Source organism: Streptomyces sp. NPDC057616 (genome assembly GCF_042800575.1).
Classification (GTDB): domain Bacteria; phylum Actinomycetota; class Actinomycetes; order Streptomycetales; family Streptomycetaceae; genus Streptomyces.
In genome coordinates this window covers 293,867-318,456 of record NZ_JBHVGU010000001.1, presented here as the reverse complement: position 1 = coordinate 318,456, position 24,590 = coordinate 293,867, and the positions used below count along the sequence as shown (strand labels likewise).

General features: G+C 70.9%; 23 protein-coding genes. 10 read left to right on the top strand and 13 right to left on the bottom strand.

Features of this window, described 5'->3' with window-relative positions; all coding sequences use genetic code 11:
- Nucleotides 1-95 precede the first annotated feature (95 nt).
- Entirely contained in the window at nucleotides 96-2,540 is a 2,445-nt protein-coding gene (locus ACFU97_RS01480) for a beta-glucosidase (RefSeq protein ID WP_384249303.1), read from the top strand.
- 79 nt (nucleotides 2,541-2,619) lie between these two features.
- Here the strand turns inward: ACFU97_RS01480 and ACFU97_RS01475 are convergent, their stop codons facing one another.
- Together ACFU97_RS01475 and ACFU97_RS01470 are read right to left on the bottom strand one after the other, a co-directional pair.
- Nucleotides 2,620-3,600: an aldose epimerase family protein gene (locus tag ACFU97_RS01475; protein ID WP_384249301.1), complete on the bottom strand. Its 981-nt coding sequence runs from the start codon at nucleotides 3,598-3,600 to the stop codon at nucleotides 2,620-2,622.
- 50 nt (nucleotides 3,601-3,650) lie between these two features.
- Nucleotides 3,651-4,538, bottom strand: coding sequence for an SGNH/GDSL hydrolase family protein (locus ACFU97_RS01470; protein WP_384249298.1), 888 nt, complete (start codon nucleotides 4,536-4,538; stop codon nucleotides 3,651-3,653).
- 257 nt (nucleotides 4,539-4,795) lie between these two features.
- Here ACFU97_RS01470 and ACFU97_RS01465 point away from each other — a divergent pair, with 257 nt between their 5' ends.
- Nucleotides 4,796-5,290, top strand: coding sequence for a DUF3145 domain-containing protein (locus tag ACFU97_RS01465; RefSeq protein WP_384249295.1), 495 nt, complete (start codon nucleotides 4,796-4,798; stop codon nucleotides 5,288-5,290).
- 96 nt (nucleotides 5,291-5,386) lie between these two features.
- Here ACFU97_RS01465 and fabF read toward each other — a convergent pair whose 3' ends face one another.
- The 5 genes from fabF to ACFU97_RS01440 all read right to left on the bottom strand — a co-directional run bounded on the left by fabF (nucleotide 5,387) and on the right by ACFU97_RS01440 (nucleotide 10,384).
- Nucleotides 5,387-6,658: a beta-ketoacyl-ACP synthase II gene (fabF, locus tag ACFU97_RS01460; protein WP_384249292.1), complete on the bottom strand. Its 1,272-nt coding sequence runs from the start codon at nucleotides 6,656-6,658 to the stop codon at nucleotides 5,387-5,389.
- A 78-nt stretch (nucleotides 6,659-6,736) separates the two neighbouring features.
- A complete protein-coding gene (locus ACFU97_RS01455; protein WP_015660680.1) occupies nucleotides 6,737-6,985 on the bottom strand; it encodes an acyl carrier protein in 249 nt (82 codons plus the stop codon).
- Nucleotides 6,986-7,091: 106 nt separating this feature from the next.
- A complete protein-coding gene (locus tag ACFU97_RS01450; protein WP_384249289.1) occupies nucleotides 7,092-8,123 on the bottom strand; it encodes a ketoacyl-ACP synthase III in 1,032 nt (343 codons plus the stop codon).
- 21 nt (nucleotides 8,124-8,144) lie between these two features.
- Nucleotides 8,145-9,089, bottom strand: a complete 945-nt coding sequence (locus ACFU97_RS01445; protein ID WP_384249286.1) for an ACP S-malonyltransferase — start codon at nucleotides 9,087-9,089, stop codon at nucleotides 8,145-8,147.
- Nucleotides 9,090-9,178: 89 nt separating this feature from the next.
- Complete coding sequence (locus tag ACFU97_RS01440) at nucleotides 9,179-10,384, bottom strand: PucR family transcriptional regulator (protein ID WP_384249283.1); 1,206 nt, start codon at nucleotides 10,382-10,384, stop codon at nucleotides 9,179-9,181.
- A gap of 95 nt (nucleotides 10,385-10,479) precedes the next feature.
- Between ACFU97_RS01440 and ACFU97_RS01435 the strand changes: the two genes are divergently transcribed.
- Nucleotides 10,480-11,136, top strand: coding sequence for a pirin family protein (locus ACFU97_RS01435; protein ID WP_384249497.1), 657 nt, complete (start codon nucleotides 10,480-10,482; stop codon nucleotides 11,134-11,136).
- 31 nt (nucleotides 11,137-11,167) lie between these two features.
- Here the strand turns inward: ACFU97_RS01435 and ACFU97_RS01430 are convergent, their stop codons facing one another.
- Nucleotides 11,168-11,986 (bottom strand): serine hydrolase domain-containing protein, encoded by an 819-nt coding sequence (locus tag ACFU97_RS01430; protein ID WP_384249280.1) that lies wholly within the window; start codon nucleotides 11,984-11,986, stop codon nucleotides 11,168-11,170.
- 133 nt (nucleotides 11,987-12,119) lie between these two features.
- On the opposite strand from ACFU97_RS01430, the gene ACFU97_RS01425 reads away from it, so the two are divergent.
- Both ACFU97_RS01425 and ACFU97_RS01420 read left to right on the top strand, forming a co-directional pair.
- On the top strand, nucleotides 12,120-12,590 hold the full coding sequence (locus tag ACFU97_RS01425; RefSeq protein ID WP_384249277.1) for a MerR family transcriptional regulator: 471 nt from the start codon (nucleotides 12,120-12,122) through the stop codon (nucleotides 12,588-12,590).
- Complete coding sequence (locus tag ACFU97_RS01420; protein ID WP_384249274.1) at nucleotides 12,587-13,603, top strand: aldo/keto reductase; 1,017 nt, start codon at nucleotides 12,587-12,589, stop codon at nucleotides 13,601-13,603. The genes ACFU97_RS01425 and ACFU97_RS01420 overlap by 4 nt, the downstream gene beginning before the upstream one ends.
- Before the next feature lie 22 nt (nucleotides 13,604-13,625).
- On the opposite strand, the gene ACFU97_RS01415 is transcribed toward ACFU97_RS01420, so the two are convergent.
- From ACFU97_RS01415 to ACFU97_RS01405, 3 genes are all read right to left on the bottom strand, one after another.
- The gene (locus tag ACFU97_RS01415; RefSeq protein WP_384249271.1) at nucleotides 13,626-14,483 is read right to left on the bottom strand and encodes a DUF4429 domain-containing protein; all 858 of its coding nucleotides are present in this window, start codon (nucleotides 14,481-14,483) and stop codon (nucleotides 13,626-13,628) included.
- A 57-nt stretch (nucleotides 14,484-14,540) separates the two neighbouring features.
- On the bottom strand, nucleotides 14,541-15,758 hold the full coding sequence (locus tag ACFU97_RS01410) for an alpha/beta hydrolase (RefSeq protein ID WP_384249268.1): 1,218 nt from the start codon (nucleotides 15,756-15,758) through the stop codon (nucleotides 14,541-14,543).
- Between the two features lie 101 nt (nucleotides 15,759-15,859).
- Complete coding sequence (locus tag ACFU97_RS01405; RefSeq protein ID WP_384249265.1) at nucleotides 15,860-16,486, bottom strand: TetR family transcriptional regulator; 627 nt, start codon at nucleotides 16,484-16,486, stop codon at nucleotides 15,860-15,862.
- 66 nt (nucleotides 16,487-16,552) lie between these two features.
- Between ACFU97_RS01405 and ACFU97_RS01400 the strand changes: the two genes are divergently transcribed.
- Nucleotides 16,553-18,172: an MFS transporter gene (locus ACFU97_RS01400; protein WP_384249262.1), complete on the top strand. Its 1,620-nt coding sequence runs from the start codon at nucleotides 16,553-16,555 to the stop codon at nucleotides 18,170-18,172.
- Nucleotides 18,173-18,462: 290 nt separating this feature from the next.
- The gene (locus ACFU97_RS01395) at nucleotides 18,463-18,771 is read left to right on the top strand and encodes a small hydrophobic protein (RefSeq protein ID WP_384249494.1); all 309 of its coding nucleotides are present in this window, start codon (nucleotides 18,463-18,465) and stop codon (nucleotides 18,769-18,771) included.
- Nucleotides 18,772-18,824: 53 nt separating this feature from the next.
- Here the strand turns inward: ACFU97_RS01395 and ACFU97_RS01390 are convergent, their stop codons facing one another.
- Nucleotides 18,825-19,571 (bottom strand): potassium channel family protein, encoded by a 747-nt coding sequence (locus ACFU97_RS01390; protein WP_384249260.1) that lies wholly within the window; start codon nucleotides 19,569-19,571, stop codon nucleotides 18,825-18,827.
- Nucleotides 19,572-19,640: 69 nt separating this feature from the next.
- On the bottom strand, nucleotides 19,641-22,388 hold the full coding sequence (gene aceE / locus ACFU97_RS01385; protein ID WP_384249257.1) for a pyruvate dehydrogenase (acetyl-transferring), homodimeric type: 2,748 nt from the start codon (nucleotides 22,386-22,388) through the stop codon (nucleotides 19,641-19,643).
- 385 nt (nucleotides 22,389-22,773) lie between these two features.
- Here aceE and ACFU97_RS01380 point away from each other — a divergent pair, with 385 nt between their 5' ends.
- The 3 genes from ACFU97_RS01380 to ACFU97_RS01370 all read left to right on the top strand — a co-directional run bounded on the left by ACFU97_RS01380 (nucleotide 22,774) and on the right by ACFU97_RS01370 (nucleotide 24,462).
- Nucleotides 22,774-23,205, top strand: coding sequence for a DUF3052 domain-containing protein (locus tag ACFU97_RS01380; protein WP_181362360.1), 432 nt, complete (start codon nucleotides 22,774-22,776; stop codon nucleotides 23,203-23,205).
- Between the two features lie 108 nt (nucleotides 23,206-23,313).
- Nucleotides 23,314-23,772 carry a peroxiredoxin gene (locus ACFU97_RS01375; protein ID WP_384249253.1) on the top strand — a complete coding sequence of 153 codons (459 nt, stop codon included), beginning with the start codon at nucleotides 23,314-23,316 and terminating at the stop codon, nucleotides 23,770-23,772.
- A gap of 114 nt (nucleotides 23,773-23,886) precedes the next feature.
- Nucleotides 23,887-24,462 carry a calcium homeostasis/redox stress adaptation protein gene (locus ACFU97_RS01370; protein ID WP_384249250.1) on the top strand — a complete coding sequence of 192 codons (576 nt, stop codon included), beginning with the start codon at nucleotides 23,887-23,889 and terminating at the stop codon, nucleotides 24,460-24,462.
- Nucleotides 24,463-24,590 lie beyond the last annotated feature (128 nt).

Genomic DNA, 24,590 nt, shown 5'->3' with positions numbered 1-24,590 from the left:
CCGATATTACGGCACGATAACGAAACCTACCGCGTTACAGGTAGCGGGTGCACGATGTGTCCCAGCACGACAGGACTCGACGAGGAGGCAGCCCGATGGCGGGAAACCCTGGAACCTCTCCGGCCGACCAGGCGCGCGAGGCCGCCGTCGAGGCGGCGCTCGGCAAGCTGGACCTGGACGCGAAGACCCGGCTGCTGGCCGGCCAGGACACCTGGTCGCTGCCGGCCCTGCCGGAGATCGGCCTGCGGTCCCTCGTCATGTCCGACGGGCCGATCGGCGTTCGAGGCGTGCGCTGGACCGCCGACGACCCGTCCGTCGCGCTGCCCTCCCCGACCGCGCTCGCCGCCACCTGGGACCCCGAACTCGCCCGCCGCGCGGGCACGCTGCTCGCGCAGGAGGCCCGCCGCAAGGGCGTGCACGTGCTCCTCGCCCCGACCGTCAACCTCCACCGCTCCCCGCTCGGCGGCCGGCACTTCGAGGCCTACAGCGAGGACCCGTATCTGACCGGCGTGATCGGCGCGGCCTATGTGAACGGCGTGCAGGCGGGCGGCGTCGGCACCACCGTGAAGCACTTCGTCGCCAACGACGCCGAGACCGACCGCTTCACCGTGAACAACCTGGTCTCCGAGCGCGCCCTGCGCGAGCTGTACCTCGCCCCCTTCGAGTTCATCGTCGCCAACGCCCACCCCTGGGGCATCATGACCGCCTACAACACGGTCAACGGCACGACGATGAGCGAGCACCGCTACCTGGTGAACGAGGTCCTGCGCGGCGAATGGGGCTTCGACGGCTACAACGTCTCGGACTGGACGGCCGCCCGCTCCACGACCGGCGCGATCCACGGCGGCCTCGACGTCGCCATGCCCGGCCCGCACACCGTCTACGGCCCGCCCCTCGCCCAGGCCGTGCGGGACGGCGAGGTCGAGGAGGCGGTCGTCGACGAGGCCGTACGCAACGTGCTGCGGCTCGCCGCCCGCGTCGGCGCCCTGGAGAGCGCCGAGCCGGCCGTCACCGACCTCCCCGCGGGCGTCGACGGCGCCGCGCTGGCCCGCGAGATCGCCCGCCGCGCCTTCGTCCTGGTGAAGAACGACGCCGGGGCGCTGCCGCTGAAGCCGGGCACGGTCGCGCTCGTCGGCGCCGCCGCCCGTGACGCCCGCGTCCTCGGCGGCGGTTCCGCCACCGTCTTCCCCGCCCGCGTCGTCTCGCCGCTCGACGGCCTCGCCGCCGCCCTCCCCGAGGGCACGCTCCGCTACGCCGTGGGCGCCGACCCGGCCACCGAACTCGCCGTCGCCGACAAGGGGTTCGCACTGCGCGCCGTGTGCCGGGACGCGGACGGGAACGTCATCGGCACCGGCTCGGCCCCCAACGGCGCGATCCAGTGGATGGGTTCGGACCTGCCCGAGGGCGTCACCCACGACCGGCTGCACACCGTCGAGCTGACCGGCACCTTCACCCCGCGCGAGAGCGGCCCGCACACCTTCGGCACCAAGGGCAGCGGGCACTTCACCCTCACCGTCGCCGGTACGACGTACTACGACGAGGTCCAGCACCCCGCCGAGGACGGCGACCGCTTCGAGGCGTTCTTCGGCGCCCCGGTACCGCGCGCCGAGGTCGACCTCACCGCGGGCGAACCGGTCGAGGTCTCCCTCACCTTCGTCGTCGCGCTGCCGGACGACATCCCCTTCAAGGTCGTCGCCTTCGCGCTCTGCCACCAGGAGCCGCAGCGCGACGCCGACGAGCTGATCGCCGAGGCCGTCGAGGCGGCCCGCGCCGCCGACACGGCCGTCGTCGTGGTCGCCACCACCGAGCGGGTGGAGTCCGAGGGCTTCGACCGCAAGGACCTCGCCCTGCCCGGACGCCAGGACGACCTGGTCCGCGCGGTCGCCGCCGCCAACCCCCGCACCGTCGTGGTCGTCAACTCCGGCTCCCCGGTGGAGCTGCCCTGGCGCGACGAGGTGGCCGCGGTCCTGCTCAGCTGGTTCCCCGGACAGGAGGGCGGCGCGGCCCTCGCCGAGGTCCTCACCGGAGTGCACGAGCCGGGCGGCCGCCTGCCCACCACCTGGGGCCCCCTCGCCGACGCCCCGGTCACCCAGGTGGTGCCGGAGAACGGCGAACTGCCGTACACGGAGGACCTCTTCATCGGCTACCGCGCCTGGGAGAAGGCGGGCAGTACACCCTCGTACCCCTTCGGCCACGGCCTGGGCTACACCGAGTGGACCTACGACTCCGTCGAGGTCGACGGCACCACCGCCAAGGTCCGCCTGCGCAACACCGGTGAGCGCCCGGGCCGCGAGGTCGTCCAGATCTATCTGGCCCCGGCCCGCACCGACCCCGACCGCCCGGCGCGCCGGCTGGCCGGCTTCGCGGGCGTCCAGGCCGGGCCCGGCGAGAGCGCCGAGGCGGTCGTCGAGCTGCCGCGCCGCGCCTTCGAGGTCTGGGACGAGGCGAGCAGCGCCTGGTCGTTTGTGAAGGGTTCGTACGAGATCCAGGTCGGGCGCTCGATCACGGACCGCAGGATCACGGTGACGATTAACGTCTGATCAGGGACAAGCCTCCCCACGAACAGCCCCGGCCCGGGACCTGACCCCTGGGCCGGGGCTCGTGACGTGTACGGCCCGGTCAGCGGGTGCCGAACCGGTACGTCGTCCGGGACCTGAACACCTCGCCCGGCCGCAGCACCGTGCTCGGGAAGTCCGGCCGGTTCGGGGAGTCCGGGTAGTGCTGGGTCTCCAGCGCGATGCCGTCGCCGGGGGCGAAGGGCTCGCCCAGATGGTCGGCGGTGTAGAGCTGCAGGCCGGGTTCGGTGGTCTCCACGGTCACCACCCGCCCGGACGCCGGGTCGTGCAGCTCGGCGACCTCCCGGGGGGTCTCGGTGCCCCCGCCGTCGAGCGCGAAGTTGTGGTCGTAGCCCCCGCCGGTCTTGCGCGCCTGGCGGAAGTCGAACCGGGTGCCCGCCACGTCGGCGAGGCCGCCGCTCGGGATCAGGTTCTCGTCGACCGGGGTGAAGCGGGAGGCGGCGAGCCGCAGTTCGTGCCCGCCCGCGTTCCCCGACCCGCCGAGGTTGAAGTAGCTGTGGTTGGTCAGGTTCACCACGGTCGGCGCGTCGGTCACCGCCTCGTACGCCAGCGCCAGCGCGCCGTCCTCCTCCAGCGTGTACGTCGCGGAGACCTCCAGGCGGCCCGGGAAGCCCTCCTCGCCGTGCGGGCTGACGCGGCTCAGCCGCAGCCCGTGCGTCCCGTCCTCCAGTGGCGTCACGTCCCACACCCGCTTGTCGAAGCCGCCGTCGCCGCCGTGCAGGGAGTTCGGGCCGTTGTTCTGGGCGAGCGCGTAGACCGCGCCGTCCAGCGGGAAGCGGCCGCCCGCGATCCGGTTGGCGTACCGGCCGATCAGGGCACCCAGGTACGGCTCCGGGTGGGTGAGATAACCGTCCAGGTCGGCGAACCCCAGCACCACGTTCGCGGCGCGCCCGTCCCGGTCCGGGACCTCCAGCGACTGCACGATCCCGCCGTACGACAGGATCCGGACCCGTATGCCCGCCCGCTCCAGGGTCCAGCGATGGACCGGAGTGCCGTCGGAAAGTGTGCCGAAGAGTTCGTTCATGTTCGGAACTTTAAGTCACGCCCCTGTGCGGCGCCTGCCCCGGACCTGCTTCAGGCCTTCTTCGCGGTGACCTTGCGGTAGGCGATCTCCGCCAGCCGCGCCTGGCCGTTCACACTCGGGTGGAACCAGTCCCACTTGCTCAACTGCTGCGTGCCGAAGCGGTAGTCGTAGACCGCGCCGTCGTCGAAGCGGCACCGGCGGTCCTTCGCGCAGACCTCCTTCAGGGCCGTGTTGTACGCCTCCACCCGCTTCTGCACCGTGTCCCGCCGCAGCGTCGCCGCCGAGTCCAGCGCGTCCGCGTCGCTCAGCATCGAGGGGCAGATGCCGAGCTTCCACACCTGCTTGCCCAGCGGGTTGGTGCGCCCCTGGGACCACAGCCGCTTGAGGTTCGGCACGCTCGCCACGTAGACCTGGGTCTTGGGCAGGGACTCACGCAGCGTGCTCAGCGCGTCCTCGAAGTCGGCGCGGAAGCTCTCCACCGACGTCATGGCCGAGGTGCTGGCCCGGCAGGCGTCGTTCGCCCCCGCCATGACCGTCACCAGCTGGGGCCGGCGTGTCGCCGCCTGGGCCATCTGGCCGGGCAGATCAGCCATACGGGCGCCTGTCATCGCGTAGTTCCAGCTGCGCTCCGCCGCGTGCGTCCGGCCCAGCAGCCGGACCGCGAGGCTGTCCACGTCGGAGCTGGTGCCGGTCGCCCAGGAGACCTCGGGGCAGTCGGACAGGACCGTGCAGGCGTCGAAGCCGCGCGTGATGGAGTCGCCGACGGCGGCGATGGAGCGGGGGCTGACGTCCCACGCGGGCGTCGGCTTCGCCTTGTGCGCCGAGGAGTTCGCCGGTCCGGAGGAGTTGCCACCGACGGCGTCGCACCCGGCGAGGCCCAGCACGGTCGCCGCGACGGCGGCGAGAACGGTCCGTGAGCGGTGGCTTGTCTTCGGCATGCGCCGGCGATCCCCTCGGTAGTCGTACGAACGTGTCCCCTCATGACAACGTGCGAGGGTTCCCGATCCGCGCCCTCCTGGAACGGTTCACACCCGTACAAGCGTCCTGCCGGGTGAATGGCGGACGTTTCAGCGCATCGGGACCGACGGTACGTCACACTCCTTGCGCCGCCGCACGGTAGCCTCGCCATCAACGTGGCTGCCCGGCCACGCGTCCGCCAGTTCGCCAGATCGACCAGCTCTGCCCGGAGGTGCCGGTGACGACACGTGGGGTTCTGTACGTGCACTCCGCGCCGCGCGCGCTGTGCCCGCACGTCGAGTGGGCCGTCGCCGGAGTGCTCGGCACGCGCGTCAACCTCGACTGGATCCGGCAGCCCGCCGCGCCCGGAACCTGGCGCTCGGAGTTCTCCTGGCAGGGCGAGGCCGGCACGGCCTCCAAACTGGCCTCCGCGCTGCGCGGCTGGCATCTGCTGCGCTTCGAGGTGACCGCCGAGCCCTGCCCCACCGCGGAGGGCGAGCGCTACAGCTGCACCCCCGACCTCGGCATCTTCCACGCCGTCACCGGCATCCACGGCGACATCCTGATCCCCGAGGACCGCCTGCGCGCCGCCCTCGGCCGCGCCCAGCAGGGCGAGACCGAGTTGGAGGCCGAGATCGCCAAGCTCCTGGGCAAGCCCTGGGACGACGAGTTGGAACCTTTCAGATACGCGGGCGAGGGAGCACCGGTGCGCTGGCTGCACCAGGTCGTCTGACACCCGGACACGCCGGCCGGCGGACACACGGACACACGGACACGCGAAGGGCCCCCACCGTCCGGTGGGGGCCCTTCGGTTGCGTACGGGCGCCGCTCAGACCGTGCGGAAGGCCAGCACCACGTTGTGGCCGCCGAAGCCGAACGAGTCGTTCAGCGCGGCGATCCGGCCCTCGACGGGAAGCTTGCGGGCCTCGCCGCGGACGATGTCCGCGTTGGCCTCGGCCTCCGGGTCGAGGTTCTCGACGTTGATGGTCGGCGGTGCGACCCGGTGGTACAGCGCGAGGATCGTCGCCACGGACTCCACGCCGCCCGCGCCGCCCAGCAGGTGACCGGTCATCGACTTCGTCGCGGAGACCGCCATGTGGTCGGCGTCGTCGCCGAACACCTTGCGCAGCGCCTTCAGCTCGGCCACGTCACCGGCCGGCGTCGAGGTGGCGTGCGCGTTCACGTGCACGATCTCGGCCGCGTTCAGGTCGGTGCGCTCCAGCAGGTTCTGCAGGGCGTGCGAGATGCCCTTGCCCTCGGGCTCAGGCTGCACGATGTCGTGGCTGTCGGCGGAGATGCCCTGGCCGACCGCCTCGGCGTACACCCGGGCGCCGCGCGCGGCGGCGTGCTCGGCGGACTCCAGGACCAGGACGCCGGCGCCCTCGCCGAGGACGAAGCCGTCACGGTCGACGTCGTAGGGACGGGAGGCACCCTGGGGGTTCTCGTTGTTCTTGGACATCGCCATCATGTTGCCGAACGCGGCGATGGGCAGCGGGTGGATCGCCGCCTCCGTGCCACCCGCGACGACGACGTCGGCGCGGCCGGTGCGGATCATCTCGATGGCGTAGCCGATGGCCTCGGCACCCGACGCGCACGCCGAGACCGGCGTGTGCACGCCCGCACGTGCGCCCACCAGCAGGCCCACGTTGGCCGAGGGGCTGTTCGGCATCAGCATCGGGACGGTGTGCGGGGAGACGCGGCGGACGCCCTTCTCCTTGAGCACGTCGTACTGGTCGAGCAGGGTGGTCACGCCGCCGATGCCGGAGGCGATGACCGCGCCGAGCCGGTCGGGGTCGACGTGGCTGTCCTCGCCCGCCTTGTCGGTGAAGCCGGCGTCCGCCCACGCCTCCTTGGCCGCGATCAGCGCGAACTGCGCCGAGCGGTCCAGCCGGCGGGCCTGCGGCCGGGGAATGACCTCGGTCGGCTCCACGGCGACGGGCGCGGCGATACGGACCGCCTGTTCGGCGGCCCACTCCTGCTCGAGGGGCTTCACGCCGGACTTGCCGGCGATCAGACCTTCCCAGGTAGAGGCTGCGTCGCCACCCAGCGGTGTGGTTGCGCCGATACCGGTGACGACCACGGTGCGATTGGTCGGGCTCACGGGAATTCTTTCTCCAACGGATCGGGATTCAGCGGCGCCACCGCCGGGTGGCGGGGCAAGGCAACCGGACCTGGAAGATCAGGCCTGGTGCTTGAGGATGTAGTCGGTCGCGTCGCCGACCGTCTTGAGGTTCTTGACGTCCTCGTCCGGGATCTTGACGTCGAAGCGCTCTTCGGCGGCGACGACGACCTCGACCATGGACAGCGAGTCGACGTCCAGGTCGTCGGTGAAGGACTTGTCCAGCTGGACGTCCTCAACCGGGATGCCGGCGATCTCGTTCACGATGTCGGCGAGACCGGCGACGATCTCTTCCTGAGTGGCGGCCATGTCAGGCGCTCCTTCTTTGTGATCCAGAGGGTTTGGCGACCCGCCGCGTCAGCGGCAGGTGAGTACTGCCCGTACGGACCGGTGGCCCCGGCCCGGCACGGAGTGCCTAGGGGAGAGTAACGACCGTCGCGGCATACACGAGACCCGCCCCGAAGCCGATGACGAGCGCGGTGTCGCCGCTCTTCGCCTCGCCGGTCGCCAGGAGCCGCTCCATCGCGAGCGGAATCGAGGCGGCCGAGGTGTTGCCGGTGGTGCGTACGTCACGCGCGACCGTGACGTGCTCCGGCAGTTTCAGCGTCTTCACCATCGAGTCGATGATCCGCTCGTTGGCCTGGTGGGGAATGAAGACGTCCAGGTCGTCCGGGGTGATTCCGGCCGCGTCCAGCGCCTGCTGGGCGACCTTCGCCATCTCGAACACGGCCCAGCGGAACACCGCCTGGCCCTCCTGCGTGATCGCAGGGAACTTGACGTTGCCCTCGCTGTCGAGGGGCAGGTTGGACGCGTTGCCGATCTGGAACTCGTTCCACGGCACGGTCTGCTTGATCGTCTCGGACTTGTCGCCCTCGGAGCCCCAGACGGTCGGGCCGATGTGCGGCTCCTCGGCCGGGCCCACCACGACGGCGCCCGCGCCGTCGCCGAACAGGAAGGCCGTGGCGCGGTCCTCCAGGTCGGTGAGGTCGGACAGCCGCTCCACGCCGATGACGAGGACGTACTGCGCGGACCCCTCGACGATCATGCCCTTGGCGAGCGTGAGGCCGTAGCCGAAGCCGGCGCAGCCCGCCGAGATGTCGAAGGCGGCGGCCTTGGCCGTGCCGAGCTTGTCGGCGATCTCGGTGGCGACGGCCGGGGTCTGGCGGAAGTGCGAGACGGTCGAGACGATCACGCCGCCGATCTGCTCGGCGGAGATACCGGCGTCGGCGATCGCCTTGCCGGAGGCCTCGATCGACATCGCGGCCACGGTCTCCTCGTCCGAGGCCCAGTGGCGGGTCTCGATGCCGGAGCGCGAACGGATCCACTCGTCGGACGAGTCGATCTTCTCGAGGATCACCTCGTTGGGCACCACCCGGGTCGGGCGGTAGCCGCCCACGCCGAGGATGCGCGCGTACGGGGCACCCTTGCTGGGCTTGATCTTCGACATGTTCGTACGGCTCCTTAGGGCTCAGGCTTCGGCGCCCGCTGCGGCAGCAGCAGAATCAGATGCTGCGGCGATGAGCGCGCGGGCCGCGTCGAGGTCGTCGGGGGTCTTCAGCGCCAGGGTCTGCACACCCGGCAGCGCGCGCTTGGCGAGGCCGACCAGCGTGCCGCCGGGGGAGACCTCGATGATCGCGGTCACGCCGAGCTCCTTGAAGGTCTCCATGCACAGATCCCAGCGGACCGGGTTGGCGACCTGGCCGACCAGCCGCTCGACGATCTCGGCGCCGGTGGCGACGGTCCGACCGTCCTTGTTGGAGACGTAGGTGAGCCGCGGGTCGGCGGGCACGAGCTCCTTGGCGGCCTCGGCGAGCTTGTCGACCGCGGGGGCCATGTGGTGCGTGTGGAAGGCGCCGGCGACCTTCAGCGGGACCACCTTGCGGACGCCCTCGGGCTTGTCCTCGTTCAGCGCGGCGAGCTGCTCCAGCGTGCCCGCGGCGACGATCTGGCCCGCGCCGTTGACGTTCGCCGGCGTCAGGCCCAGCTTCTCCAGGTGCGCGACGGAGACCTCGGGGTCGCCGCCCAGCAGCGCCGACATGCCGGTCTCGGTGATCGCGGCCGCCTCGGCCATCGCCAGACCGCGCTTGCGTACGAGGGTCAGCGCGGCCGTGTCGTCGAGGACGCCGGCGAAGGACGCGGCGGTGATCTCGCCGACGCTGTGACCGGCGACGGCGCCCGGCGTCACGGCACCGAGTGCCGCGGCGGACAGGATGCCGGCGGCGACCAGCAGCGGCTGGGCCACCGCGGTGTCGCGGATGGCGTCCGCGTCGGCCTGGGTGCCGTAGTGGGCGAGGTCCAGTCCGATGGCATCGGACCAGGCACCGACACGGTCGGTGGCGCCGGGCAGTTCGAGCCAGGGGGTCAGGAAGCCGGGCGTCTGGGCGCCCTGGCCGGGAGCGACGAGTACGAGCACTCTCACACTCTCTCTTGAGGGCGGCCCAAGCCGCCCGTGGGGACAGGGACGAAGAACACGAGGGGGTTTTGTAGGCCCCCGACAAAAGCCTAGGCCGGGAGATCTCCGTCGGCCAGACGCCCCAGGATCAGCGCGATCCGCAGCGTGAAGGCGGAGCGTACATCGGAAGGCGACCAGCCGGTGACGTCAGTCACACGTCGGAGCCGGTAGCGCACGGTGTTGGGGTGAACGAAGAGCATCCGCGCGGCGCCCTCCAGACTGCTCGCCTGCTCCAGATAGACCGCGAGCGTCTCCAGGAGCGCGGATCCGGCCTCCTCCAGTGGTCTGTAGATCTCCTCCACCAGCTGCTCGCGCGCGCTCGGGTCGCCGGCGATGGCGCGCTCCGGCAGCAGATCGTCGGCGAGCACCGGCCGCGGGGCGTCCTGCCAGGCGAAACACGCCTTGAGGCCGGCGGCGGCGGCCTGCGCGGAGCGGGTCGCGGTGAGCAGATCGGCCACCACGGGACCGGCCACGACGGGCCCTGCGGCGTACGGGCCGATCAGCGACTTGGCCACGCCGAGCGGGTTGTCGCTGCCGCCGGCGATGACCACGAGGCGGTCGCCGAGCACGCCGGTGAGCACCTGGAGCTTGGCGTGCCGGGCGGCGCGCCGGATGGCCTCCACGGTCAGCTCGGAGTCCCCGTCGGGCGCGGTCCCGAGGACGACGCACACATGCTCGGGCGCGTTCCAGCCCAGGGCGGCGGCCCTGCTGACCGCGCCCTCGTCGGCCTCGCCGCTGAGCACGGCGTTGACGACGAGGGACTCCAGCCGGGCGTCCCAGGCACCGCGTGCCTCGGCGGCCTGGGCGTAGACCTGGGCGGTGGCGAAGGCGATCTCGCGGGCGTAGACGAGCAGCGCCTCGCGCAGCACCCTCTCGTCGCCGGGAGCCGCCACCTCGTCGATGGCGCTCTCCATGACCTCGATGGTGGTGCGCACCATCTCCACGGTCTGCCGCAGGGTGATCGCCCGGGTCAGCTCGCGCGGGGCCGTGCCGAACACGTCCGTCGAGATGGCCTGGGGGGCGTCGGGATGCCGGAACCACTCGGTGAAGGCGGCGATACCGGCCTGCGCCACCAACCCGATCCAGGAACGGTTCTCCGGCGGCATCGCCCGGTACCACGACAGCGTCTCGTCCATGCGCGCGATGGCCTGCGCGGCGAGGGAACCGGAGGACTTCTCCAGTCGCTTCAGGGTTCCGGCATGCGGGTGCACATCGGGAGCAACGGTTTCGGGCTTGCTCGTTTCGGGTTCGGGCACGGGACAAGACTGCCTTATCCGGACGGGAGTGCGCGTCGCCGGGTCGCCGGTGCGCCCCACGGCGGGGTTCGCGCGCCGCTACCGTGGGGTGCGTGATGGACGTACGGCGCGCTGCGGAGCGCTATCCGGGAGGCGACGCGGCGGCCGGTATCGAGTCCCGGCACGCCTTCTCCTTCGGCCCGCACTACGACCCCGACAACCTCCGCTTCGGCGCGATGATCGCCTGCAACGAGGAGCGGCTGGCCCCCGGCGCCGGCTTCGACGAACACCCGCACAGCCACACGGAGATCGTGACCTGGGTGGTCGAGGGCGAGCTGACGCACCGCGACTCCGCGGGCCACCGGACCGTGGTGCGCCCCGGCGACGTGCAGCGCCTGAGCTCCGCGGCGGGCGTACGGCACGTGGAGCGCAACGACGACGACCGGCCGCTGGTCTTCGTGCAGATGTGGCTGGCCCCCCGCGAGCCGGGCGGCGACCCCGCCTACGAGATCGTCCACGGCATCGCCGACTCGACGCCGTACGCGGTCCCGGAGGCGGGCGCGATGCTGCACGTCCGCCGCCTGCGGGCCGGGGAGCGGACGGCGGTCCCGGACGCCGCCCACGTCTACGTCCACGTCGTGCGCGGCGGCGTCCAGCTCGATGCCGAGCGGCTGACGCAGGGCGACGCGGCCCGCATCACGGACGCCAAGCACCTGGAGGCGGAGGCCCTGACGGAGGCGGAGCTGCTGATGTGGGAGATGGCGGGGGACTGACTGGCTTTTCGAGGGGCGCGGGGACCGGGGATCAGCGGGTTTCCGCCAGCACCGCGTCCGTGAACGCCGGCCACGCCTCCACGGCCCACGGCCCGAAGGCCCGGTCCGTCAGGGCCGTGCACGCGATGCCCGCGTCGGGGTCGATCCACAGGAACGTGCCCGACTGGCCGAAGTGGCCGAAGGTGCGCGGCGAGGAGGAACCGCCCGTCCAGTGCGGCGACTTGGAGTCGCGGATCTCGAAGCCGAGGCCCCAGTCGTTCGGGTTCTGGTGGCCGTAGCCCGGCAGGACGCCCTTGGTGCCCGGGTACTGCACCGTCATCGTCTCGGCGACCGTGCGCGGATCCAGCAGGCGCGGTGCCTGGATCTCGGCCGCGAACCGCAGCAGGTCCGCCACCGTCGAGACGCCGTCCTTCGCCGGGGAGCCCTCCAGCGACGTCCCCGTCATGCCGAGCGGTTCGAGGACCGCCTGGCGCAGATACTCCGCGAACGGCATGTCCGCCGCCTTCGCGATGTGGTCGCCGAGCTGCTCGAAGCCGGCGTTGGAGTACAGCCGGCGCTCCCCGGGCGGGGCCGTCACCCGGTGCTCGTCGAAGGCGAGGCCCGAGGTGTGGGCGAGCAGATGGCGCACCGTGGAGCCCGCGGGGCCGGCCGGCTCGTCGAGCTCGATCGCCCCCTCCTCGTACGCGACGAGGGCGGCGTACGCTGCGAGCGGCTTGGTGACCGAGGCCAGCGGAAAGCGCCGGTCGACGGGTCCGTGGGTACCGAGGACCGTCCCGTCGGCACGCACCACGCCCGCCGCGGCAGCGGGAACCGGCCAGTTTTCGATCAACGCGAGGCTCTGCAAGGACATGCCGACGAGCCTAAGCGGCCGGGCGGACCGGGAGCACCCAGGGGTGCGCCCGCCGCTCCCGGGGGTGCGGCCCGCCGATTTCTTACCTCTTCCGCTTGCTTGGAGTGCACTCCAAGGCCATAGCGTTGAGGGCATGACGGTGATGGAGACCACGCCCACCAGGACCGACGCCTGCGGCGCCCCACCCCACCCGCACAGGCGCCCCGAAGGACAGGACAGCTACACGATCAGCGAGGTCGTCGCCTTCACCGGGCTGACCGCGCACACCCTGCGCTGGTACGAGCGGATCGGTCTGATGCCGCACGTCGACCGCTCGCACACCGGTCAGCGGCGCTACAGCAACCGCGACCTCGACTGGCTGGACCTCGTCGGCAAGCTCCGGCTCACCGGCATGCCGGTCGCCGACATGGTGCGGTACGCGGAGCTGGTGCGCGAGGGCGACCACACCTTCGGCCAGCGCTTCGAGCTGCTGGAGGCCACCCGCAGGGACGTGCTGACCCGGATCGCCGAGCTCCAGGACACCCTCGCGGTGCTCGACCGGAAGATCAGTTTCTATGCGGACGCCGACCGCGCCCGCGCCTACGAGGCAGAGAAGGTTCGATGACGGACAGCACGATTCCGACCGCACGGCTCGGCGCGACCGGCCCGGAGGTCGGCGTACAGGGCCTGGGCTGCATGGGCATGAGCTTCGCCTACGGCCCGGTCGACGCGAAGGCCTCGCGCGCCACCCTGGAGCGGGCCCTGGAGCTGGGCGTCACGCTGTACGACACCGCGGACGCCTACGGCATGGGCGAGAACGAGAAGTTCCTGTCGCCGTTCTTCAAGTCCCACCGCGACCGGCTGGTCATCGCGACCAAGTTCGCCCTGTCGATCCCGGCGGACGACCCCACCCGCCGCGTCATCCGCAACGACGCGCCGTACATCCGGCAGGCCGTCGAGGCGAGCCTGAAGCGCCTCGACGTCGACGTGATCGACCTCTACTACATGCACCGGCGCGATGTGAACGTGCCGATCGAGGAGACCGTCGCGACCATGGCCGAGCTGGTGCGCGAGGGCAAGGTCAAGCACCTGGGCCTGAGCGAGGTCACGGCGCAGGAGCTGCATGCGGCCCAGGCCGTGCACCCCATCGCCGCGGTGCAGTCCGAGTGGTCGCTGTTCAGCCGGGACATCGAGGCGAACGTGGTGCCGGCCGCGCGTGAGCTGGGTGTGGCCCTGGTGCCGTACTCCCCGCTCGGCCGCGGCTTCCTCACCGGCTCGTTCACCAACGCCGACAAGGAGCTGTCCTCGGACGACTTCCGCCGTCAGCAGCCCCGCTTCACCGGTGACAACGCCGCCGCCAACGCGGCCCTGCTGGAGCCGGTCCGCTCGGTGGCCGAGGCCCACGACGCGTCGCCGGGCCAGATCGCCCTGGCCTGGGTCCAGCAGCGGTCGGCCGTCCACGGCCTGCCGGTGATCCCGATCCCCGGCACCCGCAAGCCCACCCGCGTGGAGGAGAACGCGGCGGCCACCCATATCGTCCTCACGGAGGCGGAACTGGCCCTCCTGGAGCCGATCGCGGCCAAGGTCGCGGGCGAGCGGTACGCGGACATGACGTTCACGTCCGCGGGCCGGGAGTGAGCCAGGGCCGGTCCTTCCGGCCCTAGAGCTCGGCGAGCAGCTCGGCCTTCTTCACCGAGAACTCCTCGTCCGTCACCAGCCCCGCCTGGTGCAGCTCCCCGAGATGACGGATGCGGTCGGCGATGTCGGCGGGGTCGCGCCGCACCGGCCCGGAGGGCACCGCCGCCGCGCCGTTCTGCCGCACCGCGGCCAGGACGGCGGCGGCGAACGGGAGCGACTCGTGGACCGGCCCGTACCCGAGCCCGAAGACCACGGCGGCCGGATCCTGGTCGGGCTGCGCGGGCGCCGAGCAACCGTCACGGCGTATCAGCCGCAGATGTCCCTCGAAGACCTCGGGGGAGCGCCACTCGACCCCGCTGAGCTCGGCGACCGGGAAGCTCTGGTCGCCCGCCTTCCACTTCGCCGACGACGCGCCCGTCCAGAACCAGCGGAAGTTCACGGTCCTGCCGTCGAAGGACGCCTTCGCGTCGTACGCCTTGAACTGGCGGGGCGCCTCGGGGGCGTCCACCAGATGGCGCTCGGCGGGCTCGCCGTCGTCCTTCAGCCGGGTCCGCAGCTCGTCGGCGTAGTACTCGGCGAGGGTCTCGCGCTCCTCGGGCAGCACCAGCCGGTACGGGTCGCACCCCTCCTTCAGCTGCCCCGCGGCCGCCTCCAGGAGGGGATCGGCGCCGGGCCGCAGCTCGGCGCGCAGGACGACCGTGCCGCGTCTGCCGGGGGCCAGCGTCACCCCGGAGATCGCCTCGATCGGAACACGGCGCTCACCCAGTGCCTGGAAGAGCTTGGGTGTTCGAATCCCCCGTTCGTAGCGGATGAGCACGGAGTCGGACTCGAACTCCCAGGCGGCATGAAATCCGGCCAGTACGTCACCCATGCGGCTCATCGTATGCGGGTCCTGCTCTTTCGTCGCCACCCTGCGCAGACCGCAGTTTCTGCGCCTCTACGCGCGTCCGACGGCGGCGGCGCCGGACAAACCCGTCCGGCACGCGCCGTCGTCCCGTGCACAGTGCACCGAGCGGTATGCGCCAACACCGATCTCGGCGAAGTTCTCCAGACTCTGCGTGCCCGGCTCGAAGTAGCCGGCGTGTCCCTTCGCACCCTGCGCCGACAGCACCCGCGCGCCGAACCCGGCCGACACCGGGTCGGCCCCGTGGCCCAGCCCGCCGACCTCCATGTACGGCACGTCCTGGATCCAGTCCGTGGCGTCCCGCATCGCCCACACCTGGGCGGAGGTGCGCAGGTGGGTGGCGTTCTCCACGCGCATGCCGGGGCTGGCGGCCACGGCGATGTCGGCCACTCGGCGCGGCAGCTCGTGCGCCGCGACCCCGCACACCACGGAGCCGTAGCTGTGGCAGAACAGCGACACCGGCGCCTTGCCGGGCAGGCTGCGCACGAGGGCGTTGAGCCGCACCGCGCCGTCCTCGGCGCGCATCGCCGTCGCCGACTCGATGCCGAGCCCGGCGGGCGCGGTGTAGTCGGCCCAGGCGATCACGGCGGTACGCGTGGAGGGGCTCGCCTCCTGCTCGGCGCCGTAGAGCGACTTGGCCATGCCGACCGGTGCCGAGTACTGGCGGTTGGTCTTCTGGAAGGTGAGCAGGTCGGTGTCGACACCGGGGACGACGACCGACACGCGCTCGGCCTTGTCGAGATCCCCGAACACCTCCGCGACCCGCCCCGCCCCCGCGGGGTCGAAGGCGAGGATGTGCCGGTCGCCGCTCATCAGCGCCTCGTAGCGGTGCATACGGCGGCCCGCGTCCTGCTGCCCGGTGGGCGACAGACGGCTGTCGTGCATGCGCTTGAGCTCGACCTTGCGCTGCTCGGCGAGCGCGTGGTGGTTGGCGCGGTAGCGCAGCTCGACGGGGGCGCCGTTCATGTTGCCGACCGCCAGGGAGTAGCGGTGCGCGAGGTGCGTGCGCTCCTGGGCGGTGAGCGAGGCGAAGAAGCGGGCCAGGCGGGCGGGGGAGGCGTCGGCGTCCGGCAGGTGGTGTCCGTGGATGCGGCCGTGCTGCCAGGAGGAGACCGACGCCTGGAGCGGCGTGTCCACACGATGGCTGCGCAGGGCCGTCCAGCCGGTGGTGGCCAGCATGACGAACACGACCGCCAGGGCGAGCAGTGCTCGCCCGACGCTCAGTTGCGGGGGAGTTTCGAAAGAAGTCACTGGGAGGACACACTAGGAGAACGGGCGGGTCTCGCGTGAGCCGAGTGACAGGGATCACGTTTCGATAACGCGGTGATGACCTCGGCGTGTCCGTATGTGTATCAGGTTGTCCGCCAGTTCTGTGTAAGGGCGGGTCCCACCTGTTCGAGGTACGCGATCGTCAACGCGCGCATCGCGTCCAGGCCGAGGTCCCCGCCCGCGCTCCAGCGCCGCTCCGTCACCCGCATCACCCCGCCGAACACCGCCACGGCCAGCCGCGGCCGCGGGTCGGCGTCCACGTCGACGCCCTCGCGCGCGGCCAGCACGCGCGCCAGTGTGTCCTCGATCTCCTCGTTGCGCCGCAGGTGCGCGGCGAGCAGCACCGGCGTCGACTCGATCACCCGGTACATGCGCAGGTACAGCTCGACGGGAACGACGGATTCGATGACCTCGCCGAGCGTGTCCCACCCCTCCAGGACCGCCTGGCGCAGCGCCTCCATCGGCGCCTCGCCGGCCGGCCGCTCGCGCACGGCCGCGACGAACCGCGCCACGGCCAGCTCCTGGAGGGCCAGGGCGGCCTCCTCCTTGCCGGCGAAGTAGCGGAAGAAGGTGCGCTGCGAGACGTCGACGGCCTCGGCGATCTCGTCGACGGTCGTCCGCTCGTAGCCGCGCGTGGTGAACAGTTCGACGGCGGCCCGCAGCAGTGCGTCCCGGGTGCGCTGCTTCTTGCGTTCGCGGAGTGTTTCCATACGCGTCAGTTACTGACTTGTGATTTGGTTTGTCAATTGTCAGCGGCTGTCATTAGCCTCGAACGCATGACTAGTCAGACCACCATCGACACGACGGGGCCGGGGGACAAGGCACCAGCAGCCCCGTCGGACGCGCCGCAGGCCTCCGGGCTGCGCGGCCACCCCTGGTTCACGCTCATAACCGTCGCCGTCGGGGTCATGATGGTGGCCCTCGACGGCACCATCGTGGCCATCGCCAACCCGGCCATCCAGAAGGACCTCAAGGCGAGCTTCGCCGACGTCCAGTGGATCACCAACGGGTACTTCCTCGCCCTCGCGGTCTCCCTGATCACCGCGGGCAAGCTCGGCGACCGCTTCGGGCACCGCCAGACCTTCCTGATCGGCGTCACCGGCTTCGCCGCCGCCTCCGGTGCCATCGGGCTGTCCAGCAGCATCGCCGCGGTCGTCACCTTCCGCGTCCTGCAGGGCCTGTTCGGCGCGCTGCTGATGCCGGCCGCGCTCGGCCTGCTGCGCGCGACCTTCCCGGCCGAGAAGCTGAACATGGCGATCGGCATCTGGGGCATGGTCATCGGCGCCTCCACCGCGGGCGGCCCGATCCTCGGCGGCGTCCTGGTCGAGCACGTCAACTGGCAGTCGGTGTTCTTCATCAACGTCCCGGTCGGCGCCCTCGCACTGGTCCTGGGCCTGCTGATCCTGCGCGACCACCGCGCCGAGAAGGCCCCGCGCTCCTTCGACCTGCTGGGCATCGCGCTGCTCTCCGGCGCGATGTTCTGCCTGGTCTGGGCCCTGATCAAGGCCCCGGCGTGGGGCTGGGGCGACGGCAAGACGTGGGCCTTCATCGGCGCCTCGGCGGTCGGCTTCGTCCTCTTCTCCGTCTGGGAGACGAAGGTCAGGGAGCCGCTGATCCCGCTCGGCCTGTTCCGCTCGGTCCCGCTGTCGGCGGGCGTGGTGCTGATGGTCCTGATGGCCATCGCGTTCATGGGCGGCCTGTTCTTCGTGACGTTCTACCTGCAGAACGTGCACGGGATGAGCCCGATCGACGCCGGCCTGCACCTGCTGCCGCTCACCGGCATGATGATCGTCGCCTCGCCGCTGGCGGGCGCCGCGATCACCAAGCTCGGCCCGCGCGTCCCGCTGGCCGGCGGCATGATCGCGACCGCGGTCGCCATGTACGGCATGTCGACGCTGAAGGTCGACACCGGCAGCGCCGTGATGTCGATCTGGTTCGCCCTGCTCGGCCTCGGCCTCGCGCCGGTCATGGTCGGCGCCACCGAGGTCATCGTCGGCAACGCCCCGATGGAGCTCTCCGGCGTCGCCGGCGGTCTCCAGCAGGCGGCGATGCAGATCGGCGGCAGCCTCGGTACGGCGGTGCTGGGCGCCGTCATGGCCTCCAAGGTCGACAGCGACCTGGCGGGCAACTGGAAGGACGCCGGACTCCCGCCGCTCACCCCGGCCCAGCTGGGCCAGGCCTCCGAGGCGGTCCAGGTCGGCGTCGCGCCGGTCGCCAAGGGCACGCCGGAGCCGATCGCCGCGAAGATCGCGGGCGTCGCGCACGACACCTTCATCTCCGGCATGAGCCTCGCGTCGCTGGTCGCCTGCGGTGTCGCGGCCGTGGCGGTCTTCGTCGCCCTGCTCACCAAGCGCGGTGCGAACGCGGAGGCGGGTGCGGGCGCCGCCCACATCTGACCCGGCGGAGGGTGTGGTGCATTCCCACACAACTCGGTGGATTTCAAACCGACTTCGCCTATCAGGGTGAAGAGGCTAAAGATCCGCCGCTCCCGGTGCGCACCGCGGGCCACAGTGGTCACACCCGCCGTACGGCATGTTCCACAGGCACGTTCGTACGGATCCCGGGCGACCGGTGCTGCGGCGCGCTGCCGGAGGGGGGCAGCGCGCCGGAGGCCCGGGGATTAGGCGGCGGATCGGGGGTACCCGCAGTGATGAACCCCGAACAGACCCCGGGGTTCAGGGAGTTGATGATGGCGGGCTTCGGACAAGGAACGCGCAGGCACCCCCGCTCGCGTGGCCGGACGTGGTCACGGTCCGGGCCGGATCGCGCAACGCTCGGAATCATCGGAGTCATCTGCGCAGTCGCGGGATTCTTCGTGCTGGGGATCATCCTCGGCCCCGTGGCGATGGTCTGCGGCTGGCTCGCAATGGGCCGCCAATGGGCACGCTCCGGTCCCATTCCGGCACTGGTCGCCCTGGTACTGGGCGCCATCGACACGCTCCTGGCGATCATCTGGCTCGCCGGAGCGGCCACCCCGGGCAACGGTCTGCTGTGACCCGGGGAGTGTGAGAGGGAAGGGCCCCCGGTGGGACGACCGGGGGCCCGCTCTCATCCCTCGACCCGTTCGACGGGCGCCGCCCTCAGCTCCGCCACCTCGGCCCGCAGCGCCCGCACCTCCTCGGTGAGCGCCTCGATGGCCTCCGTCTGCCGCCGCTCCTCCACGTCGTCCTTCTCGAACCGGGCGAGGAACCACGCGGCGATGTTCGCGGTCACCACACCGAGCAGGGCGATGCCCGAGAGCATCAGTCCGACGGCGATCATGCGGCCCAGGCCGGTGGTCGGCGCGTGGTCCCCGTACCCCACGGTCGTCATCGTCGTGAAGGACCACCACAGCGCGTCACCCAGCGTCCGGATGTTCCCGTCGGGTGCGTCGCGCTCCACCGAGAGCACGGCCAGCGAGCCGAACATCAGCAGTCCGACGACCGCCCCGGCGACGTAGGTCGTCAGCCTGATCTGCTCGGCCATCCGGGCCCGCCGCCCCACGAGCAGCAGCGTCGAGACCAGGCGCAGCAGCCGCAGCGGCTGGAGGATCGGCACCACCACGGCGCACAGGTCCAGCCAGTGCCTGCGGACGAAGTCCTTGCGGTCGCCGGCCAGCGCGAGGCGCGCCACGTAGTCCGCGGCGAACGCGCCCCACACCACCCACTCCACCACCGTGCAGACCGCGGTCAGCGAATGGCCCGCCGAACTGTCCACGATCGGCACGGCGTAGGCGACGGCGAACACCAACGCGAGCGCCAGCAGAGGCCGCTGGGTGTGGTGTTCCCAGCGTGCTTGCGCCGTTTCTTGCTCCATGCCCGCATCGTAAGGAAAACGTGAAGGGCGACGGGCCCGCAGGCCCGTCGCCCTTCGTCCGGCAACCGCTTACGCGTCGCCGCCGGCGGCCCCCGGGTCCGCCGCCGTCACGTCGAGCAGCTGGTACCGGTCGATCGCCTGCTTGAGCACCGAGCGGTCGAGCTTGCCCTCGCGGGCCAGCTCCGTCAGCACCGCCACCACGATCGACTCCGCGTCGATGTGGAAGAAGCGCCGGGCCGCACCGCGGGTGTCCGCGAAGCCGAACCCGTCGGCGCCCAGCGACTGGTACGTCCCCGGCACCCAGCGGGCGATCTGGTCCGGGACCGATCGCATCCAGTCGGAAACGGCCACGAACGGGCCCTCGGCCCCGCTCAGCTTCCGCGTCACGTACGGCACCCGCTGCTCCTCCTCCGGGTGCAGCAGGTTGTGCCGCTCGACCTCGACGGCCTCGCGCCGCAGCTCGTTCCAGGACGTCGCGGACCACACGTCGGCCCTGACGTTCCAGTCCTCGGCGAGGATGCGCTGCGCCTCGATCGCCCACGGCACGGCCACGCCCGAGGCGATGACCTGCGCCGGGATCGACCCCGACGTGCCCTCGGCGATGCGGTGGACGCCCTTGACGATGCCCTCGACGTCGACGTTCGCCGGCTCGGCCGGGTGCTGGATGGGCTCGTTGTAGACGGTGAGGTAGTAGAAGACGTCCTCGCCGTGCGGGTGCTCCTCGGAGCTGCCGTACATCCGGCGCAGCCCGTCCTGCACGATGTGCGCGATCTCGTACGAGTACGCCGGGTCGTAGGCGACGCAGGCCGGGTTGGTCGAGGCGAGCAGCTGCGAGTGGCCGTCCGCGTGCTGCAGCCCCTCACCGGTCAGGGTCGTACGGCCGGCGGTCGCACCCAGCACGAAACCGCGCGCCAGCTGGTCGGCCATCTGCCAGAACTGATCGCCGGTGCGCTGGAAACCGAACATCGAGTAGAAGACGTAGACCGGGATCAGCGGCTCGCCGTGCGTGGCGTAGGCCGAGCCCGCCGCGATCAGCGAGGCCGTGCAGCCCGCCTCCGAGATGCCGTCGTGCAGCATCTGGCCGGTCGGCGACTCCTTGTAGGCGAGCAGGAGTTCGCGGTCCACGGACTCGTACTGCTGGCCGAGCGGGTTGTAGATCTTCGCGCTCGGGAAGAACGAGTCCATGCCGAAGGTGCGGTACTCGTCGGGCGCGATCAGCACGAACCGCTTGCCGAGCTCCTTGTCCCGCATGAGGTCCTTGAGCAGTCGTACGAAGGCCATCGTGGTGGCGATCGACTGCTGACCGGAGCCCTTCTTCACGGTCGCGTACGCCTTGTCGTCCGGCAGCGCGAGCGGCTTGGAGCGCACCACGCGCGTGGGGACGTAGCCGCCGCAGCCCTTGCGGCGGTCGTGCATGTACTGGATCTCCTCGGAGCTGCGCCCCGGGTGGTAGTACGGCGGCGCGCCGCCCTCCAGCTCCTTGTCGGAGATCGGCAGGTGCAGCCGGTCGCGGAAGCCCTTGAGGTCGTCGACCGTCAGCTTCTTCATCTGGTGCGTGGCGTTGCGGCCCTCGAAGTTCGGGCCCAGCGTCCACCCCTTGATCGTCTTGGCCAGGATCACCGTCGGCTGGCCCTTGTGGGCCTTGGCCGCCGAGAACGCGGCGAAGATCTTCCTGTGGTCGTGACCGCCGCGCCCCAGGTGCAGGATCTGGTCGTCGGTCATGTTCTCGACCATCGCGCGCAGCCGCTGGTCGTCGCCGAAGAAGTGGTCGCGGATGTACCCACCGGACTCGGTGGCGTACGTCTGGAACTGGCCGTCCGGCGTGGTGTTCATCCGGTTCACGAGCAGGCCGTCGCGGTCCTGGGCCAGCAGCGGGTCCCAGGAGCGGTCCCAGATCAGCTTGACGACGTTCCAGCCGGCCCCGCGGAAGACCGACTCCAGCTCCTGGATGATCTTGCCGTTGCCGCGCACCGGGCCGTCCAGGCGCTGCAGGTTGCAGTTGACGACGAAGGTCAGGTTGTCCAGGCCCTCACGGGCGGCGATGGACAGCTGGCCGAGCGACTCCGGCTCGTCCATCTCGCCGTCGCCGAGGAAGGCCCACACGTGCGACTTCGAGGTGTCGGCGATCCCGCGCGCGTGCATGTAGCGGTTCATCCGCGCCTGGTAGATGGCGCCGATCGGGCCGAGGCCCATGGAGACCGTCGGGAACTCCCAGAAGTCCGGCATCGAGCGCGGGTGCGGGTAGCTGGACAGACCGTCGGGGTACTTCGACTTCTCCTGGCGGAAGCCGTCCAGCTGCGCCTCGCTGAGCCGGTCGAGCAGGTAGGCGCGGGCGTAGATGCCCGGGGAGGCGTGCCCCTGGAAGAAGACCTGGTCGCCGCCGTCGCCCTCGTCCTTGCCGCGGAAGAAGTGGTTGAAGCCCACGTCGTACAGCGACGCGGAGGAGGCGAACGTCGCGATGTGGCCGCCGACGCCGATCCCGGGGCGCTGGGCGCGCGAGACCATGACGGCCGCGTTCCACCGGGTCGCGTTCAGGATCTTGCGCTCGATCTCCTCGTTGCCCGGGAAGAACGGCTCGTCCTTGGTCGCGATCGTGTTGACGTAGTCCGTGCTGCGCATCTCGGGCACGGCCACACGCTTCTCGCGGGCCCGCTCGATCAGCCGCAGCATCAGATACCGGGCACGCTCACGGCCTCGCTGGTCGACGGCGGCATCGAGGGAGTCGAGCCACTCCTGGGTCTCCTCGGGGTCGAAGTCAGGAACCTGACTCGGAAGGCCGCCAATGATGATCGGGTTGCGATCGGATCCGGAAGCCACGCTGATCCTTACCTGTCAGAGGGCTGTTCGAGCTGCATTTCGGTGTCCCTGCACCGTTCCCCATCGTGTACCTCGGGCGCGCAAACGTCATCTCTACTGCGAGGTAACCGAGGCCCACCTCAGCGACTTCGGGTTCCCAAAGCCGCAAAGGGGGCACAAAGGTGTGGTGTAGCTCACGCGTGTCGGCGACCTCGTGCCTGGAGTTGCGGTGAGACGGCCAGGAACGTCACCGTTTCGGCGGTCTGGACGGCCGGGTACTTGCGCGATCCGTCCCGCCCGTGTGGACTACGGCCAATGCTTCGCGCACGCGCGTGGCTGAGATTCCCCCAAACCCGCCCCGGGCTCGGGGGAACCCCCGTTCCAAGACATGATCAGGAGGCAACCCGTGAGCGCGACCGCGGACCACGCGGAGACGAGCCCTGCCGTGAGGCTGGGGTTCCAGCCCGAGCAGGTGGTCCAGGAGATCGGCTACGACGACGACGTAGACCAGGAACTCCGCGAGTCCATCGAGGAAGTCATCGGCAGCGACCTCGTGGACGAGGACTACGACGACGTCGCCGATGCCGTGGTGCTCTGGTTCCGCGACGACGACGGCGACCTGACGGATGCGCTGGTGGACGCCACCACGTACATCGAAGAGGGTGGCTCGATCCTGCTCCTCACGCCGAAGACCGGCCGTGACGGCTACGTGGAGCCGAGCGACATCTCCGAAGCCGCGACGACGGCGGGACTGTCCGCCTCCAAGAGCGTCAGCGTGGGCAAGGACTGGAGCGGCAGCCGGCTGGTGACGCCGAAGGCTGCCAAGTCCAAGAGGTGACCTCGCCGGACGGGCCGGGCACGCCGCCCGGCCCGTCCGTCGTACCCCGGTGATCGCTGCGTAGGGTGGATGCCACCCGAACAGCCCCACCGAAAGGGACGTACTGCGATGGCCATCCAGGTCGGCGACAAGGCCCCCGACTTCGAGCTCAAGGACAACCACGGCGCCACCGTGAAGCTCTCGGACTTCCGTGGCGAGAAGAACGTGGTCCTGCTCTTCTACCCGTTCGCCTTCACCGGCGTGTGCACCGGTGAGCTGTGCGAGGTGCGCGACAACCTGCCGAAGTTCGCCGACCGCGACACCCAGGTCCTCGCCGTCTCCAACGACTCCATCCACACCCTGCGCGTCTTCGCCGAGCAGGAGGGCCTGGAGTACCCGCTGCTGAGCGACTTCTGGCCGCACGGCGAGGCCAGCCGCGCCTACGGCGTCTTCGCCGAGGACAAGGGCTGCGCGGTGCGCGGCACCTTCGTCATCGACAAGGAGGGCGTGGTCCGCTGGACCGTCGTCAACGCCCTGCCCGACGCCCGCGACCTGAACGAGTACGTCAAGGCGCTCGACACCCTGTGATTCTTCGGTGCCAAGCCCTGCGTGGTTCGGGAACCCCTCACTAGGATCGACTCGTTGATCCGATGTCAAACGCACGGCGGGGCACTCCGCCCCTGGACACCAATGGAGGGACTCGTGGGAGTCAGCCTCAGCAAGGGCGGCAACGTTTCGCTGACCAAGGAGGCCCCGGGCCTGACCGCGGTCATCGTCGGTCTGGGGTGGGACGTCCGCACCACGACCGGCACCGACTTCGACCTGGACGCCAGCGCCCTGCTCCTGAACGCCTCGGGCAAGGTCGGCAGCGACGCCAACTTCGTCTTCTTCAACAACCTCAAGAGCCCCGACGGCTCGGTCGAGCACACCGGCGACAACATCACCGGTGAGGGCGAGGGCGACGACGAGCAGATCAAGATCAACCTCGCGGCCGTCCCGGCGGACGTCGACAAGATCGTCTTCCCGGTCTCGATCTACGACGCCGAGAACCGCCAGCAGTCGTTCGGCCAGGTGCGCAACGCGTTCATCCGCGTCGTCAACCAGGCGGGCGAGGCGGAGATCGCGCGCTACGACCTCTCCGAGGACGCCTCGACGGAGACCGCCATGGTCTTCGGCGAGCTCTACCGGCACGGTGCGGAGTGGAAGTTCCGCGCCATCGGCCAGGGCTACGCCTCGGGCCTGCGCGGCATCGCGCAGGACTTCGGCGTGAACGTCTGAGCCCGGACGGCCACGTCACAGGCTCGTACCGGGCGGGGCCGCACCGTTTTTGTGTGGCGGCGGCCGCGCAAGGAAACCAAAAAACACCACCTCGGGGGGGGCAAGCATCACGGGCGTCACGCCCTCCC